General features: G+C 67.1%; 15 protein-coding genes. 6 read left to right on the top strand and 9 right to left on the bottom strand.

The features are described 5' to 3' along the window. Window positions 1–18 precede the first annotated feature (18 nt). Window positions 19–660, bottom strand: a complete 642-nt coding sequence (locus tag EWH70_RS05915; protein ID WP_130474189.1) for a hypothetical protein — start codon at window positions 658–660, stop codon at window positions 19–21. 81 nt (window positions 661–741) lie between these two features. Continuing rightward, window positions 742–1932 (bottom strand): RtcB family protein, encoded by a 1191-nt coding sequence (locus EWH70_RS05910; RefSeq protein ID WP_130474188.1) that lies wholly within the window; start codon window positions 1930–1932, stop codon window positions 742–744. Between the two features lie 108 nt (window positions 1933–2040). Between EWH70_RS05910 and EWH70_RS05905 the strand changes: the two genes are divergently transcribed. Then, a complete protein-coding gene (locus tag EWH70_RS05905; protein WP_130474187.1) occupies window positions 2041–3120 on the top strand; it encodes a DUF4034 domain-containing protein in 1080 nt (359 codons plus the stop codon). Here EWH70_RS05905 and EWH70_RS05900 read toward each other — a convergent pair. Together EWH70_RS05900 and EWH70_RS05895 are read right to left on the bottom strand one after the other, a co-directional pair. Continuing rightward, window positions 3117–4181 (bottom strand): aspartate-semialdehyde dehydrogenase, encoded by a 1065-nt coding sequence (locus EWH70_RS05900; RefSeq protein WP_130474186.1) that lies wholly within the window; start codon window positions 4179–4181, stop codon window positions 3117–3119. The two genes, EWH70_RS05905 and EWH70_RS05900, sit on opposite strands and share 4 nt — an antisense overlap. 2 nt (window positions 4182–4183) lie before the next feature. Further along, on the bottom strand, window positions 4184–5449 hold the full coding sequence (locus EWH70_RS05895) for an aspartate kinase (RefSeq protein ID WP_130474185.1): 1266 nt from the start codon (window positions 5447–5449) through the stop codon (window positions 4184–4186). A gap of 145 nt (window positions 5450–5594) precedes the next feature. Here EWH70_RS05895 and EWH70_RS05890 point away from each other — a divergent pair, with 145 nt between their 5' ends. Next, complete coding sequence (locus EWH70_RS05890) at window positions 5595–6185, top strand: nitroreductase family protein (RefSeq protein WP_240686816.1); 591 nt, start codon at window positions 5595–5597, stop codon at window positions 6183–6185. Here EWH70_RS05890 and EWH70_RS05885 read toward each other — a convergent pair. The 4 genes from EWH70_RS05885 to EWH70_RS05870 all read right to left on the bottom strand — a co-directional run bounded on the left by EWH70_RS05885 (window position 6171) and on the right by EWH70_RS05870 (window position 9205). Next, window positions 6171–6911 carry an ESX secretion-associated protein EspG gene (locus EWH70_RS05885; protein ID WP_130474184.1) on the bottom strand — a complete coding sequence of 247 codons (741 nt, stop codon included), beginning with the start codon at window positions 6909–6911 and terminating at the stop codon, window positions 6171–6173. The genes EWH70_RS05890 and EWH70_RS05885 overlap by 15 nt on opposite strands. 2 nt (window positions 6912–6913) lie before the next feature. Further along, window positions 6914–8035: a hypothetical protein gene (locus EWH70_RS05880; RefSeq protein WP_130474183.1), complete on the bottom strand. Its 1122-nt coding sequence runs from the start codon at window positions 8033–8035 to the stop codon at window positions 6914–6916. Between the two features lie 104 nt (window positions 8036–8139). Then, window positions 8140–8727 carry a DUF3558 domain-containing protein gene (locus EWH70_RS05875; RefSeq protein WP_165436157.1) on the bottom strand — a complete coding sequence of 196 codons (588 nt, stop codon included), beginning with the start codon at window positions 8725–8727 and terminating at the stop codon, window positions 8140–8142. 7 nt (window positions 8728–8734) lie between these two features. Next, window positions 8735–9205, bottom strand: coding sequence for a PE domain-containing protein (locus EWH70_RS05870; protein WP_130474181.1), 471 nt, complete (start codon window positions 9203–9205; stop codon window positions 8735–8737). 1137 nt (window positions 9206–10342) lie between these two features. Between EWH70_RS05870 and EWH70_RS05865 the strand changes: the two genes are divergently transcribed. The 3 genes from EWH70_RS05865 to EWH70_RS35395 all read left to right on the top strand — a co-directional run bounded on the left by EWH70_RS05865 (window position 10343) and on the right by EWH70_RS35395 (window position 12958). Further along, the gene (locus EWH70_RS05865) at window positions 10343–11431 is read left to right on the top strand and encodes a hypothetical protein (RefSeq protein WP_130474180.1); all 1089 of its coding nucleotides are present in this window, start codon (window positions 10343–10345) and stop codon (window positions 11429–11431) included. A gap of 11 nt (window positions 11432–11442) precedes the next feature. After that, on the top strand, window positions 11443–11844 hold the full coding sequence (locus EWH70_RS05860; protein ID WP_130474179.1) for a hypothetical protein: 402 nt from the start codon (window positions 11443–11445) through the stop codon (window positions 11842–11844). Window positions 11845–12688: 844 nt separating this feature from the next. Beyond that, on the top strand, window positions 12689–12958 hold the full coding sequence (locus EWH70_RS35395; protein ID WP_165436156.1) for a hypothetical protein: 270 nt from the start codon (window positions 12689–12691) through the stop codon (window positions 12956–12958). 43 nt (window positions 12959–13001) lie between these two features. On the opposite strand, the gene EWH70_RS05850 is transcribed toward EWH70_RS35395, so the two are convergent. After that, window positions 13002–13400, bottom strand: a complete 399-nt coding sequence (locus EWH70_RS05850; RefSeq protein WP_240686815.1) for a hypothetical protein — start codon at window positions 13398–13400, stop codon at window positions 13002–13004. A gap of 211 nt (window positions 13401–13611) precedes the next feature. Here EWH70_RS05850 and leuA point away from each other — a divergent pair, with 211 nt between their 5' ends. Further along, on the top strand, window positions 13612–15393 hold the full coding sequence (gene leuA / locus EWH70_RS05845; protein ID WP_130474177.1) for a 2-isopropylmalate synthase: 1782 nt from the start codon (window positions 13612–13614) through the stop codon (window positions 15391–15393). The last annotated feature ends 2 nt before the right edge of the window (window positions 15394–15395 follow it).

Genomic DNA, 15395 nt, shown 5'->3' with positions numbered 1-15395 from the left:
GCCTAGCGAAAACCGCCGTCACGGCGGCAGGTTCACCGCGACTTCGGCGGCCACCTGCATCGCGTCACCGTCCGGGCGGCCGCCGGCGGGTGCCGCTTCGGCGATGACGGTGGTCGTGCCGCGGCGGTCGGAGTCGTAGTACTCGCCGGTGAACGGCCCGGCGTCCACCTGACCGAGAGCGGCGACATTGCCGGTGCCGTCCCGGTCGGCCAGTGACCGGAGCCGACCCGCCGCGGCGGCGTCGCGCATCCGGACCCACGCGACCGCAACGGTGATGCTGTTGCCCGCACCGTCGCCGACCACCAGCAACTGCCGCTTCAGCGACCGGCACGGCGTCCGGAGGAAGAACTGCCGCACCTCGCCGTAGGAGTTGAGTGCGCAGTTCGCGGCCTGCCTGACCTGCCGCCGCAGCGACCGCATGCCGAGCTGACGCCAGGCCGCCTCGGCATTGCCCTTGCGGGCGTGCTTCTTGCTGGTGTTGGCCTTGGCGCGCACGCTCTGCCCGATCGACGACCCGGCGGAACTGCCCGCCGTGCCCGAGGTGACCGCGACGCCGCCACCGCCTGCCGCCACGACGCCACCCACCGCGGCAGCGGCGACGAAGAGCTTTCCCTTCGAGGCGTATGTGCCGTCAGGATTCCTGGGCTGGTCATCCGTCATTCAGCAACCTCCCCGATGCTGACCGAACCTCGATGATCGAGGCCCGGAGCACCGGGGAGGAAGCCGATTCCCCCGTTCAGCTCAGCCCTTCACGCAGATGACCTGCTTGAGGTGCGCGACCACCTCGACCAGGTCGGTCTGCGCGGCGATGACCGAGTCGATGTCCTTGTACGCGGCCGGGATCTCGTCGACCACGCCCGAGTCCTTCCGGCACTCGACGCCCGCGGTCTGCGCGGCGAGGTCGTCCGCGGTGAACATCTTCTTGGCCCTGTTCCGCGACATCCGCCGTCCCGCACCGTGCGATGCGGACTGGAACGACGCGTCGTTACCCAGCCCCCGCACGATGTACGAGCCGGTGCCCATGCTGCCCGGGATGATCCCCAGATCGCCCGAACCCGCCCGGATCGCGCCCTTGCGGGTCACCAGCAGGTCCACGCCGTCGTAGGTCTCCTCGGCAACGTAGTTATGGTGGCAGCTGATCACGTCGTCGAAGGTCACGCCGGGCACCGTGTCCTTCACGGCCTGCTTGACCAGCGCGACCATGGTCGCCCGGTTGCGGGCCGCGTAGTCCTGCGCCCAGAACAGATCCCGGCGGTACGCCTGCATTTCCGGCGTGCCGGCCACGAACACGGCGAGGTCGCGGTCGGGCAGGTCGGCGTTGTGCGGCAGCTTGCGGGCGACGGCCATGTGCCGCTCGGCCAGCTCCTTGCCGATGTTGCGCGACCCGGAGTGCAGCATCAGCCACACCCGGCCCTCGTCCGGCCCGCCCTGTTCGAGGCACACCTCGATGAAGTGGTTGCCACCGCCGAGGCTGCCGATCTGCCGGGCCGCCCGGTCGTGCAGGTCCTGGACACCCTCGTGCAGATCGCCGAACGCCTTCCAGAACGCGTCCCAGCCGCCGACCCCGTGCACCTTCGCCGGGTTCACCGGCGTGCGGTGCAGGCCGAAGCCGACCGGCACGGCCGACTCGATCCGCTTGCGCAGCTTGCCGAGGTCGTCGGGCAGGTCCGACGCGGTCAGCGACGTCCGCACCGCGCTCATCCCGCAGCCGATGTCGACACCGACCGCGGCGGGCGACACCGCGTCGCGCATGGCGATGACGCTGCCGACCGTCGCGCCCTTTCCGTAGTGGACGTCGGGCATCACGGCGACGCCGTGCACCCAGGGCAGGTTGGCCACGTTGTGCAGCTGACGCATCGCCTGGTCCTCGACGGACTGCGGGTCTGCCCACATCCGGATCGGTACCCGGGCGCCGTCCACCGCGGTGTGCATGATTCCTCCCCATCTCGTTGTCGGACTCACACGATCGCGTGACGACCGGCGCTCACACCACCGATTTTCCTCCCGTAACGCTTTCGCCTCCCGCGACGAATCATGGTCGTGTTCACTCCTCGTGACATCCGGATCCTGTACCGCATGTCGCGTGAGGCCCGCAGACGCGGGATCTCCGCGGCCGAGTTCAGCGACACCATGACCGACGAGGACGCGCTGCGCCTGGCGATGAAGCCGGTCGACCCGGCCCGCTGGGGCCTTCCGCCGGACGACGACATCACCGCCGACGTGCCGCCGCGCGATCCCCGGCTGGCCGAAGTCGTCGCCGCCGCGCGAAAGAGCCAGTGGGAACCTGCCGCCGCCCTGCTCGCCGGGCACGGCGCCGACTGGGAACGCCGGGCCGTCGACGTCGAGACGCTGGCGGACGTGGCGGTCGACGTCGACTGGCTGGAGACCTGGCGCGCCGCCCGGCCCGGCGATCCGCACGCGGCGACCGTCCACGCCAGGATGCTGGTGACCCTGGCCTGGAAGCTGCGTGGCGCGCGGCTGGCCCGCCAGACGTCGGCCGAGCAGTTCGCGGGGTTCTTCCGCACGCTGGACGCCGCGGAGGAGGCGACCACCCAGGCGATCGACGCCGCACCGGACGACCCGACGCCGTGGTGGACCATGGTCACCCTCGCCCGCGGCCAGCAGATGAGCCACGACCGGTTCCGCCGCATCTGGGCCGGGTTGCTCGCCAGGGCGCCGCTGCACCGGTACGGCCACGACCAGGCGCTGCAGTACTGGTGTGACAAGTGGGCGGGCACCCACGAGCGGATGTTCGACTTCGCCGAGGCGTCCGCCGCCAAGGACCCGTCGCTGTCGAGCCTGCCCGTGCAGGCCTGCTACGAGTACGTCATCCGCGAGGAGAAGCCGATCTGGCGGTCCCGCAGGGCACGTCTCGCACTGGACAACCTGCTTGACTGGCTGGCCGGTGCCGGCGCGGGCAGCATCCACGAGCACCACGACCGCAGCATCGCCGCCCTCGGTCTGACCGGAGCGGGCAGGCACGACGAGGCCGTCGAGCAGTTCCGCCTGCTCGGGCGGCGCGCCGACAGCTGGGCGTGGAGCTACTCCACGGACGCCCGGCTGAAGTTCCTCACCACGCGGTGGGACGCGTGCAAGAAGGCGCGCCGCCCTTCCCGTTAGGAGAACTCCGGGGCGAGTTTCTCGGCGATCTCGTAGGTGTTGAGTGCCGCGCCCTTGCGCAGGTTGTCGCCGCAGACGAAGAAGTCCAGCGTGTTCGGGAAGTCCAGCGCCTGGCGGACCCTGCCCACGTAGGTCGGCTCCTCGCCGACGACGTCGGCCGGCGTCGGGAACACGCCGTTGGCCGGGTCGTCCTGCAGCACCAGCGACGGCTGCGCGGCGAACACCTTGTGCGCCTCTTCGACGGTGACCTCCCGCTCGAACGTGGCGTGCACGGCCAGCGAGTGCGTGGTGACCACCGGGACACGCACACAGGTGGCGGACACCTTCAGGTCCGGGATGCCGAGGATCTTGCGGGACTCGTTGCGGACCTTCAGCTCCTCGGAGTACCAGCCGTCGCCCTTGTACGAACCGGCCGAGGGCACCACGTTCAGCGCGAGCGGGGCGGGGAACGGAGAGTCCTCGATGGACACTCCGGCCGCGGTGATGGCGTCGCGGACGTCACCGGCCCGGACGCCGACCTCCTTGCCGGCCACCGCGGACAGCTCGGCGTAGAGCTGGTCGACGCCTTCCTTGCCGGCGCCGGAAACGGCCTGGTACGACGCGACGACCAGCTCACGCAGGCCGAACTCGTGGTGCAGCGCGCCGAGCGCCGCCATCATCGACAGCGTCGTGCAGTTCGGGTTCGAGATGATCCCGCGCGGACGTTCGGCGACCTTGTCCGCGTTGACCTCGGGCACGACCAGCGGCACGTCGTCGTCCATCCGGAACGCGCCGGAGTTGTCGACGGCGACCGCGCCACGCTCGGCTGCGATCGGCGCCCACTCGGCGGAGATCTCGTCGGGGACGTCGAACATGGCGATGTCGACGCCGTCGAACGCCTCCGGCGACAGGGCCACGACGGTGAGCTCCTCGCCGCGCACGGTGATCTTCTTGCCGGCCGAGCGAGCCGACGCGATCAGCCGGATCTCACCCCACGGCACGGATTCCCGCGCGTTGATGATGTCGATCATGACGGTGCCGACCGCGCCGGTCGCACCAACGAGCGCAAGTACAGGAGCCACTGCTACCGACCACTTCCCGCGTAGACGACGGCTTCTTCGTCACCGCCGAGTTCGAATGCATCGTGAATCGCGCGCACCGCGTCGTCGAGCTGCGCGTCCCGGATGAGAACGGAGATCCGGATCTCCGAGGTGTTGATGATCTCGATGTTCACGCCCACCTTGGCCAGCGCCTCGCAGAACGTCGCCGTGACGCCCGGGTGCGAGCGCATGCCGGCGCCGACCAGCGAGACCTTGCCGACGTGGTCGTCGTAGAGCACGGCGGCGAAGTCCAGCTCGGCCTTGATCTTCTCCAGCTCGCTGACGGCCTTCGGGCCGTTGGCCTTCGACAGCGTGAACGTGATGTCGGTGCGGCCGGAGGTGGTGCTGGAGATGTTCTGCAGCACCATGTCGATGTCGATCTCCGCGTCGGCGACCACCCGGAAGATGCGGGCGGCGGCGCCGGCGTGGTCCGGCACGCCGGTGACGGTGATCTTGGCCTCGGAGCGGTCGTGGGCCACACCGGTGATCAACGCTTGTTCCACGGGGATCTCCTCGATAGATCCGGCCACCGTCGTGCCCGGCTTGTCGCTGTAGGAAGAACGGACCCGGATGGGCACGCCGTAGCGGCGGGCGTACTCGACCGACCGCAGGTGCAAGATCTTCGACCCGCTCGCGGCCAGCTCCAGCATCTCCTCGTACGGGACGGTGTCGAGCTTGCGCGCGTCCGGGACGATGCGCGGGTCCGCCGTGTAGACACCGTCCACATCGGAATAGATCTCGCAGGCGTCGGCGCCGAGTGCCGCCGCCAGGGCGACGGCCGTGGTGTCCGACCCGCCGCGGCCGAGGGTGGTGATGTCCTTGGTGTCCTGCGAGACACCCTGGAAGCCGGCGACCAGCGCCACGTAACCCTGCTCGAGTGCTTCGGTGACCCGGCTCGGCGTGACGTCGATGATGCGCGCGTTGCCATGCACCGACGTCGTCACGACACCGGCCTGCGAGCCGGTGAACGACCAGGCCTGCGCACCCTGCGCGGAGATCGCCATCGCCACCAGCGCGTTCGAGATGCGCTCGCCCGCGGTGAGCAGCATGTCCATCTCGCGTTCCGGGGGCACCGGGTTGACCTGCTGAGCGAGGTCGAGCAGCTCGTCGGTGGTGTCTCCCATGGCCGAGCAGACCACCACGACGTCGTTGCCGGCCTTCTTGGTGGCGACGATCCGCTCGGCCACGCGCTTGATCCGGTCAGCGCTCTCCAGTGAGGAACCACCGTATTTCTGGACCACGAGCGCCACGCCCGAACCTCCTCGCCGACAGCGGGCCGGCTCGCCCCGTTCGGGGAGCCTCCGCGTCCCACTTGACCAGGACTCTACCGGGCGGGCGTTTCGCGTCGTCCGTCCTGTGTGGCCCCGGCCACTTCCCAGGAGTTAGCGTCGGGGGGTGAGCAAGCGTGCCGAGACCCAGACACCGATCCACCCACTGATGGCGCAGCGGTGGAGTCCGCGAGCCCTGGACGAGACCGCCGAGGTGCGGCCCGAGCAGCTGGTCGCGCTACTGGAAGCGGCCAGGTGGGCGGCCTCGTACGGCAACACCCAGCCGGCCCGCTACCTCGTCGGCCGCCGTGGCGAGGCCAGCTTCGACCGCATCCTCGGCACGCTCAACGACGGCAACAAGGCGTGGGCGCACCGGGCCGGGGCGTTGCTCATCGGCGTCGCGGTGACCCGCAACGAGAAGGGCGACGTGCCCTACGCCGAGTACGGGCTGGGGCTGGCCAGCCAGAACCTGGCCCTGCAGGCCGTCGCGGAAGGGCTGGTCGTCCACCAGATGGCCGGGTTCGACCCGCTCGCGGTGCGCCGCGAGTTCGAACTGCCCGACGACGCCGAACCCCTGGTGGCGATCGCCGTCGGCACGCTGGCCGACCCCGAGGTGCTCGGCGAGGACTGGCGGATCGAGCGGGAGCGGGCGCCGCGCAGCCGTATCCCGCTGGCGGAGTTCGCGTTCACCGACCGCTGGGGTTCACCGGCCGTGTAGGCCCGCCGCCAGCGCCTCAAGGCGCGCGGCGACTTCCCGCGTGCCTGCCGCGGCGATGCTCAGCCAGCCGGTGGCGTCGAGGCTGAGCAGGAAGCGCCCGGCCTCGACGTCGATCCAGAACGGCGGTTTCATCGTGCGCCTGCGTCCTGCCGCACCGCGGACGGCCGCGTACAGCCTGCCGCCGTGCTGCCGGGGCAGTCGCATCCAGCGCAGGATGTACTTGGCGCTGGTCGCGCTGCTCCCCGGTGGAACCGAGGCGCCGGCGAGCAGCGCCTCGTAGTCGGCCTCGGAGCACGACGTCGAGCTGAGCCCGGCCGCGGGCGGCGCTTCGGGGAGCCGCTCGACCAGGTCGGCTGCCAGCGTGTCCGGCTGCGACGGGCTCAGGTGCAGGGTGTGCTGGTTGGCGACGGCGACGACGGCCGTGCACCCGTTGCCTGCCGTGCGCACCGTCGCGGTGTGGCCGTCGGCAAACTTCGCCCAGGTGTAGTACTCGACGGACGGACGCTGGAGCAGGTGCAGGGTCTCCAGGAACCCGTCGTCCAGCCGTCCACCACGCAGCAGGCCGAGCCGGTCCAGCTCGGCGTCGGCGGCCGCGCGCAGCCCGGCCCGCTCGTCCGGCGGATACCAGCGCTCGCCGCCGACCAGCGTCGGATGCGGCTCGCCGAGGTTGAGCCGGTCCAGCAGGTGCTTGTACGTGGTCAGGCTGAGTGTGATCTCGTCGCGCATCACTAGGCGCCGATCGTCGGGGGTGTCGGGCGTTCGCCGTCGGGGAGGCCGCCGAACAGGCCCTCCGGATCGTCGGGCACGAAGACGGTCTTGCGCTGGTGTTCCTCGTCCTCCGCGCCTTGTCCCCGGCCCGCACCCGCCGCACCGGGTGCCATGCCGGACATGCCGGGTGTGCCGCGGCCGCCAGCCTGGGCGGCGGCAGGTCCCCCGCGGACGGCCTCGCCCGGCAGGCCGCCGCCGGTCAGCCGGCCGGCGCCCGGCTGGCTGGGGACGCTGCCGGTCGGGCCGAAGCCGCCGGGTCCGCGGGGAGCACCTCCTCCGGGGCCGAATCCGGGCCCCCGGGACCCGCCCGGGCCGAACCCGGCGGTCCCGCCCGGACGCGGTCCGAAGCCGCCCGGCCTGGGGCCTTGGGCGAGCCCGCCGCCGGGTGGCATCGGCCCTGGCCGGGGCGTCTGCGGGCGCGGTCCTGGCTTCGGCTGGGCGTTCGACGGGCCGGTGCCTGGCAACGGCCCTTGCGGCGGGCCGGCAACGGGCGGCGGTGGAGCCTGCGGTGGGGGAGGCGCCGCTGGTGGCGGGGTCTGCGGGCGGCCGCCGCCGGGGTCGGTGAACCCGGCCGCGTGGGTGTCGTCGTTGCCGCCGCGGCCGGAGGGTGCGTCGAACCCGTCAAGGCGTCCGCCGTCCACCTTCGAGCCGGGCCCATGGGCGTCCGGCGGTGCCGCGGTCGGCGTCGCGGCTACCGGGCCGTAGTCCGGGGCGAGCTTGGGACGGTTGGCCTCGGTGGCGTTGAAGTACGCCTCGTACTGGGCCATGTTGTTGCGGTTGTCGGTGTCCCACTGCGCGGCGGCGACCTCGTCGTCGCTGGCGCCGATGGAGATCATGTCGTCGAGGCCGCTGTCATCGGGGCGCTCGGAGGAGATGGCGGACAGGCTGCCGCGGCGCTCGTGGAACACCTGGTTCTGCTCGAACATGGACTGGCGGGCCTGCTGCATGTTCTGGGCGGCGGTGTGGTTGGCCTGCACCAGCGGGTTCAGCCCGGCCGAGGCACTCTGTGCGCCGCCGCCCTTCCAGAACTCGCTCAGTGCCCGCTGCCCCTCCCCGAGTGCGGTGGCGACGTTCTGGTGCATGACCTCGAGTTCATGAGATGCCACCTGGGCTGCGTCCAACTTCTCCGTTGTCGTCGGCATGGCGTTCATGCGTCTGTAGATCTCAGCCCCGCTGTACCCGGACATCACTGTCTCCCCTTCAGGTGTTCCACGATCATTTCTCCGGCTCTGACAGCCAATCCACACGGATCACTCCGGTGCGGATTCCGCGCGCTCAGGCTGGTCCCGACGAGATACTGGCGATCATCACTGATCCCGATGGCGATATCGCAGCTACCCTCAGCCGGCTTCACCTGAGCAAAATGCACGGCCGGGTAACCGCGGATCGGCTCCAGCGGCCGGAACACCTCCAATTGCCCCCGTTCACGTGCCTCATATATGGTGCTCAATCCCTTAACGACGTTATTCATGTTCGGACCCACTGTGATAGAGCCCGATTGCTCGAAGACCCACACACAAGCCAGGCCAGCCGCCCCGTGTTCCTCGGTGGACGGCGGTTTTCGCAAGGAGCCACTCAGCGACTCCACCTGCTCCGGAGTAAGCACCTCGCATGGCACCTTCTCTACAGGTCCGACATCGAGTGGATGCTCCACTTTCGGAGCGCCATACGCAGGCAGCGTCTCCGCAGGCGGCTGAGGTGGAAGCGGCGCCGCCTTCGGCTGCCCACCACCACACGCCGTCACCACTAACAGCACACCACCCACCGCGGCCACGGCGCCTCTACGCATCGGCAGCCTTTCCTCTGAGTGCCGCCAGCGCGGCTTCGTCCTGTGCCTGGTAGGCGTTCTTGATCGCAACCAACGTCTCGACGTACGCCTCCAGGAACTCGACATTCGCCTGGAGTTGCCGGGCATACGACGCACCCGAACGATTCGCGTCCGCTACGTAGTTCTGACTCGCGATCTCGTCACCCGGCGGTGTAATCCCAATCAGCCGGGGCGCCCGTCTCTCCCCCTCGCGCAGTGGGCCCTGCCGGATGTCCTCCAGCTTGCGGATCAGGCCGTCGATCGCCTCCGGGTCGAACTGCCAACCCGAGCCCGCCGACGCGAAATCCGCCTTCGCCTGCTCCGCACCCAGCTTCTTGAAATCCTGATCCACCTGGTAGTTCACCCCAGGCACGAACGGCCCATGCTGGTTGTGCGGAACCCGCACCACCGGCCCCTCCGGGCGCTCGACCCCCGGCGCACTCATCACATGCCTCCCCGCACGTTGTCCGACCGCCAACAATGTGTGTTCATGCCAACACAGACAGTCGCACTTGTTCTACCATGTGATAGGCGCATGAACAACGCCCACGGCACCGGATGACGGCCGGAATGGCAGGTAATCTGCCCGCAGATCCCCAGTCCGCCGCACCCGGCCGCCATTGTCCCCCTTTCAATTACCCAACGATAAATTCGGCGGCCTCACTGCCAGCCCGCAGGGATCACCCTAATGCGAATTCCGGGGACTCAGACTGGCCCCAACAAATTATTGCCGCGCGTCGCTGACCCCAGAACGCTAACAACGTGATCAAGGGGCTCAGCACTGTCTACGAGTCCCATTCTCCGGGGGGGGTAGCTTGAGTTTTCCGGCCTTTGGCTCCGATTGGTGGTTATCCGGCGGCGCAGTTCAACCAGGTTCGAGATGCCTCCGGTGGTTGCAATATCGCGGTTATCGCCTGTAGTTGCCGGCCGCACCATACACCCGGCCGATTCGCGTCATTGACGTAGTTTGGCTCGCTACTTCATCCCCCGATGGAGTCATCCAGCCCAAAGGACGGCGCGAGAAGTTGCGTCTCACGCAACGGGCTCTGCCGGATGTCATCCAGCGTTCGGATCAGGCCGTCGATCGCCTCCGGGCCGAACTGTTAGGCCGCGCCAGCCGACGCGAAATCTGCCTTCGCCTGCTCCGCACCTAGCTTCTTGAGATCCCGATCCACCTGGTAGTTCATTCCAGGGACGGACGGCCCGCGCTGGTTGCGAAAACCCGCACCACCGGACCCTCCACGTTCGCCCCTGATGCACTCATCACATGCCTCCCACATGTCAAGCCTGCCAACCAGGCGTGTCCACGTTGTAACCAACAGTCACCGATCGTGTCCACCATGCGATAGCACTGAACGACAGTCGCGTAGCGAACACCCGGGCCCATCGACTCATCGCCTCACGGCAATGGGGCCCGCTTGCTTCGGTTCACGCTGACTGCATTCTGGCCAAGCGAGGACCTGCAAGAGGACCCCCGCGGACCGATTGCCCGTCAACTGCCGGTGTCGAAGCTTGCTAGTTATCGCAGCGCCAGCTACGTTCTGACACAGGTCGTGACCACGTGTAATCGGGGAGGGCGTCAGTGTCAGGTTTCCATGTCAATATTGAAGCGTTACGCAGCATGGCAAGCGGAATGGAACGTCAAGCAGAATCCATGTACGCTTTGTCGAATCACTTCTATAAGATAAATTCGGGCGCTTTCACAGGATTGCTCGGAAACATTAAACCCCACGTCGAGAACGTCAAATTTCGAAACATGAATCGTGCGGTTGCCGCACAGACATGTTGCAGTCAGACTGGCGACAATCTAACAACCGCGCAGAACTATTACTCTGAAACAGAATCCGCGCACGCTGAGCACGTTGACTCCACCTTGCCAGCGGGGAAGTACACGGTTCCATTACCCATCGGCGGGGGAGCTGTCCCGCCTCCCAACGCCCCATACACCGATCTATCGGATGCACGTGGACGCCTTGTCGAACCTCCCTCCTACGACGAGGAGATGTCTTGGAAACCAGCTCTTGAAGCCGATCTTCTCAGCGTGACCGCCGGCCTGCGAGAGTTTGTCAAGTGGGCGTTGGGTGAGGACCCATTCGAGACAATGTTCAACGGATTACTCGGCGACTGGCGGGAAATCCGACGGAGTGCGGACATATTTAACAATGCAGCATGGGCGTACCTCGATGTCAAATTGAACATCGAGGATTACATACGTCGCGGCCAAGAAGATTGGCGAGGCAACGCTGCAGCCTTAGCCTACGAATACCTCGGCAGCTTGACGACAGGCCTAAGCGGAGAATGCGACGTCAACCGACACCTTTCAGACCAATTCAAAGAACTAGCAGAAGGCTCCTACAACATCTTCATTTTCTTGTCTGGCGAGGTAGGAGCCTGGGCCGACAAGCTTATCCAGGCAGCCTTGGCCGCCATGGCTGCCGGCGGAACCTCGACAGTCCCAGGACTAAATATTGTCACTGCAGCGAATGCCGCATATCGCTTGGTCGAAGCCGCCAAGAGTGGTTATGAGATCTTGTCAGCAACAATGCGCCTGAAAGACCTTCTGAACGGGTTTCAAGGAATGCTGGACGTGAACGGTAACAACTCTTTCGAAATCAAGAACGGCGGGCGGGAGATACCCGCCGCGCCGTACAAATCACCAGTCGGAAACTGAAGGGAGTTCAAGTGGATGACGCCGAAGCCGACCAAATGAAGCTCGCGCGCACAGAGCACGAGCGCCGAACACTCCTTTCAGCTGCTTCCAAGATCGACGATCCCCAGATCAGGAGTACTCTGGAACAGTACGCCAAGGGTCAAATATCGACCCGCGAAGCGGGCAAGGTGCTGGACGACGCACCCGCAGCAATGTCGGCAGTTACGGAATTCACTCGCCGCTACGACGCGATGACAGAAGAGCAGCGCTCTGATTTGATCAAAGCCGCACAGAGCGAAATCGAAAGAGTCGCGCGTGAGTTGAATCAGATGTCAGCCGACACGCCGAACCCGGCCAAGACCTCGCGAACAAGGCGCGGCGATGAAGACATAGAGGACTTCGACGAAATCAATTGGACACAAGACGGGCCATAATGAAGACCCATGTATTTTCATCGATCCTGATCTGCGTCACATTTATTGGCTTGGGCGCATGCGGCGGGAACGAAACGCCCGGCGATAAGCCACTGTCGGACTCAACCGGACACTCGGCCGCACCTCGTGCAGTGGACTTGATACATAAATCGTGCGCAGCCCCTGTGCCTGAAGCGGTACGCAGAGTATTCCCGAGAGCCCAGGCGAAGCAACGCGATGATGCTCCCGGCGGCCCCAATTGTGTGTGGCATACCGAAGGGCATAGCGCAGAAGCCAGAGCTCTTATAGTCGCCAATCGGCAGGGAACGGTCGATGATTGGCGCAAGATCAATGGCGGGACAGCCGAGGATCGGATATTGGCAGGCCGATCGGTGACTCTGGCGAAGCTCCCCACAACCTGCACTGCGCTCTTCGACGTGGACGGCACCACACTGAGTGCCGACTTCACCGGAATAGATGACTCCGCATGTAAGCATGTCATGGCACTGGTCGAAGAGGTGTTGACGACGGGGTGAGTAGACGGACGCTGCGAAAAGTTGCGTGGGTTCGCACGCGCGAACACCGGTATATCGTTGTACATGAACTCGCGGACGGCTTCGGCCTGCTGCCCGATCCCTACGTGTGGTATCGGCAGCAGTTGCTGGGTGGGAGTCTGCTAATTCTCGGGACAATGATCGCGCTCAGCGTTCTATGGACGGAACTCGGCCTGCCTGAAGCACCTACGACTGGACTGGGCGTCGTGGTTGTCGGAGTAGCCGTACAGGGTGTACTGCTGAGAATCTCCTGGTTGGCGGGACGTCAGGGGCAGGACTCCTGGCCGTGGACACACCACGAGATGAGACCAATGATCTTCGGCCTCACCGGCCCGCGTTTGCGTCACCGCACTGTCGCCGACTTGCGCCGGAATCTGGCGATTCGCGGTTTTACCGAGCCGGTGTTGAAGGCGACCTCGGTCGCACAAGCTCAGATCATCCGGCGTGCCTGGACAATGGAGGTCGTGCTCAGGACTCACGACGGGCATGAGCTGCGGCTAACCCGTCGCAATCCCCTCGGCGCCAAACGACTCGAGGCGGTCTTTCGCACGGTCCTCGGCCCGGAGCTTCTCATCCCGTAAGTGACAGACCTCACTATGCGGCAGCGACACGGCGGGCTGAAAGTCAGTAGGAACTGCCGCCGAGGCGGCGGATCACCTTCGCCACGATGGCCGAGACGATCAGCCAGAACAGGGCCGCGATGCCGTAGTTGACCAGCACCTGCAGCTTCGCGTCGTCCTGGATGACGAACAGGTCGGTGAAGCCGAGCGACAGCGTCTCCGCCCAGCTCCGGATGAACCGCACGATGCTGTTGGCGGAGTTCGCGCCGCCGACCACGAAGATGACGTGCAACACGAGGACCGCCGCGAACACCAGGCCGATCCAGCGCACGACGTTGGCGACGACACCGGCCACCCGCAGGCGGGTCGCACGCCAGTCCCGGCGCGGGCGGGCCTCGTCCCGCGGCAACGCCTGGGTCTGGGCCGGGTCCTCGGCGTCCCGTTCCTCGGAGTGGTTGCCCATACACGCAGTCTGACACGCCCGCCACGCCGAGGCTACGCCCGAGTAACTCCGCCGGGTTTTGTGCCCGGCGGCGGTCCGTGGTTAAGCTGACGACGTGGCACGCGCTCTCCTGCTTCGCTGCCGCGACGGGGCCTGATCCGACCGGCCCCCCGTCGCGGGGCTTTCTGGTGCATCCAGCGCCGGTCGCCAGCCGACCACCCCAGCAGGAGAAATGACCACCTCATCCGTACCCCCCAGCCGCATCCGGAAGCCGTCCCGGCCCGCTCCGGATGACCAGCCCAGCTGGAACTCCCAGCGCGGCACCTCGATGCCGGTACACCGCTACCGGCCGTGGTTCGAACTGGTCGAGGACATCCGTCTGGACGACCGCACCTGGCCGGACCGCCGCATCGAACGGGCACCGCTGTGGTGTGCCGTCGACCTGCGGGACGGCAACCAGGCACTGATCGACCCGATGTCGCCGGCGCGCAAGCGCAAGTTCTTCGACCTGCTGGTCCGCATGGGCTACAAGGAGATCGAGGTCGGCTTCCCGGCGGCGAGCCAGACCGACTTCGACTTCGTCCGCGAGATCATCACCGACGGTGCCATTCCGGATGATGTGCACATCCAGGTGCTGACGCAATGCCGGCCCGAGCTGATCGAACGGACCTTCCAGGCACTGGAGGGCGCGCCCAGGGCCATCGTCCACATCTACAACTCGACGTCGATCCTGCAGCGTCGCGTCGTGTTCCGCGAGGAGCGCGAGGGCATCAAGAAGATCGCCCTGCAGGCGGCCGACCTGGTGGTCGAGTACGCCGCGAAGTACTCCGACACCGACTTCCGTTTCCAGTACTCGCCCGAGTCCTACACCGGCACCGAGCTGTCCTACGCGGCCGAGGTCTGCAACGCCGTCACCGACATCTGGCAGCCGACGCCCGCCCGGCCGGTCATCCTGAACCTGCCGGCGACCGTCGAGATGGCGACGCCGAACATCTACGCCGACTCGATCGAGTGGATGAACCGCAACCTGGAACGTCGGGACGGCGTGATCCTCTCGCTGCACCCGCACAACGACCGCGGCACCGGCATCGCGGCGGCCGAGCTGGGCTTCCAGGCCGGGGCCGACCGCATCGAGGGCTGCCTGTTCGGCAACGGCGAGCGCACCGGCAACGTCGACCTGGTCGCGCTGGGCATGAACCTGTACAGCCAGGGCGTCGACCCGCAGATCGACTTCTCCGACATGGACGAGATCAAGCGGACCGTCGAGTACTGCAACCAGCTGCCGGTCCCGGAGCGCAGCCCGTGGGGCGGCGACCTGGTGTTCACCGCGTTCTCCGGCAGCCACCAGGACGCCATCAACAAGGGCCTGGACGCACTGGCCCGCGAGGCGGAGAAGGCGGGCGTCCCCGTCGACGACCACCCGTGGGAGGTCCCGTACCTGCCGATCGACCCGAAGGACGTCGGCCGCAGCTACGAGGCGGTCATCCGGGTCAACTCGCAGTCCGGCAAGGGCGGCGTCGCCTACATCATGAAGAGCGAGCACCAGCTGGACCTGCCGCGACGGCTGCAGATCGAGTTCTCCAAGGTCATCCAGCGGCACACCGACACCGAGGGCGGCGAGGTCGACCCGGCCACGATGTGGAACGCGTTCTCCGCGGAGTACCTGGAGCCGAGGGTGCCGCTGGAGCTGATCCGGCAGCACGTCACCGACAACGGCGGCGGCGAGTACGAGATCGCGGCGTCGATCCGGGTGGACGGCGACGACCACGACGTCACCGGACGCGGCAACGGCCCGATCGCGGCGTTCTTCGACGCGCTGGCCGGGGTCGGCTTCGACCTGCGGCTGCTGGACTACAGCGAGCACACCCTCTCGCCCGGCGACGACGCGAAGGCGGCCTCCTACATCGAGTGCGCCATCGACGACCGGGTGTTCTGGGGCGTCGGCGTCGACCCGTCGATCGTGACCGCCTCGCTGCGGGCCGTCGTGTCGGCGGTGAACCGCTCGCACCGGTAGTT

Origin of the sequence: Amycolatopsis suaedae (assembly GCF_004214935.1) — a bacterium.
Taxonomy (GTDB): Bacteria; Actinomycetota; Actinomycetes; order Mycobacteriales; family Pseudonocardiaceae; genus Amycolatopsis; species Amycolatopsis suaedae.
Note: the sequence above shows the minus strand (reverse complement) of the source record. Positions and strands in the feature narration are given on the sequence as shown.

Bases quoted from the DNA above. Each gene is read 5' to 3' on its own strand.
- leuA (WP_130474177.1), top strand. From the start codon at position 13,612: ATGACCACCTCATCCGTACCCCCCAGCCGCATCCGGAAGCCGTCCCGG.
- EWH70_RS05915 (WP_130474189.1), bottom strand. From the start codon at position 660: ATGACGGATGACCAGCCCAGGAATCCTGACGGCACATACGCCTCGAAG.
- EWH70_RS05910 (WP_130474188.1), bottom strand. From the start codon at position 1,932: ATGCACACCGCGGTGGACGGCGCCCGGGTACCGATCCGGATGTGGGCA.
- EWH70_RS05850 (WP_240686815.1), bottom strand. From the start codon at position 13,400: ATGGGCAACCACTCCGAGGAACGGGACGCCGAGGACCCGGCCCAGACC.
- EWH70_RS35395 (WP_165436156.1), top strand. From the start codon at position 12,689: ATGATCTTCGGCCTCACCGGCCCGCGTTTGCGTCACCGCACTGTCGCC.
- EWH70_RS05880 (WP_130474183.1), bottom strand. From the start codon at position 8,035: ATGCACCAGAACGTCGCCACCGCACTCGGGGAGGGGCAGCGGGCACTG.
- EWH70_RS05885 (WP_130474184.1), bottom strand. From the start codon at position 6,911: ATGCGCGACGAGATCACACTCAGCCTGACCACGTACAAGCACCTGCTG.
- EWH70_RS05870 (WP_130474181.1), bottom strand. From the start codon at position 9,205: ATGAGTGCGCCGGGGGTCGAGCGCCCGGAGGGGCCGGTGGTGCGGGTT.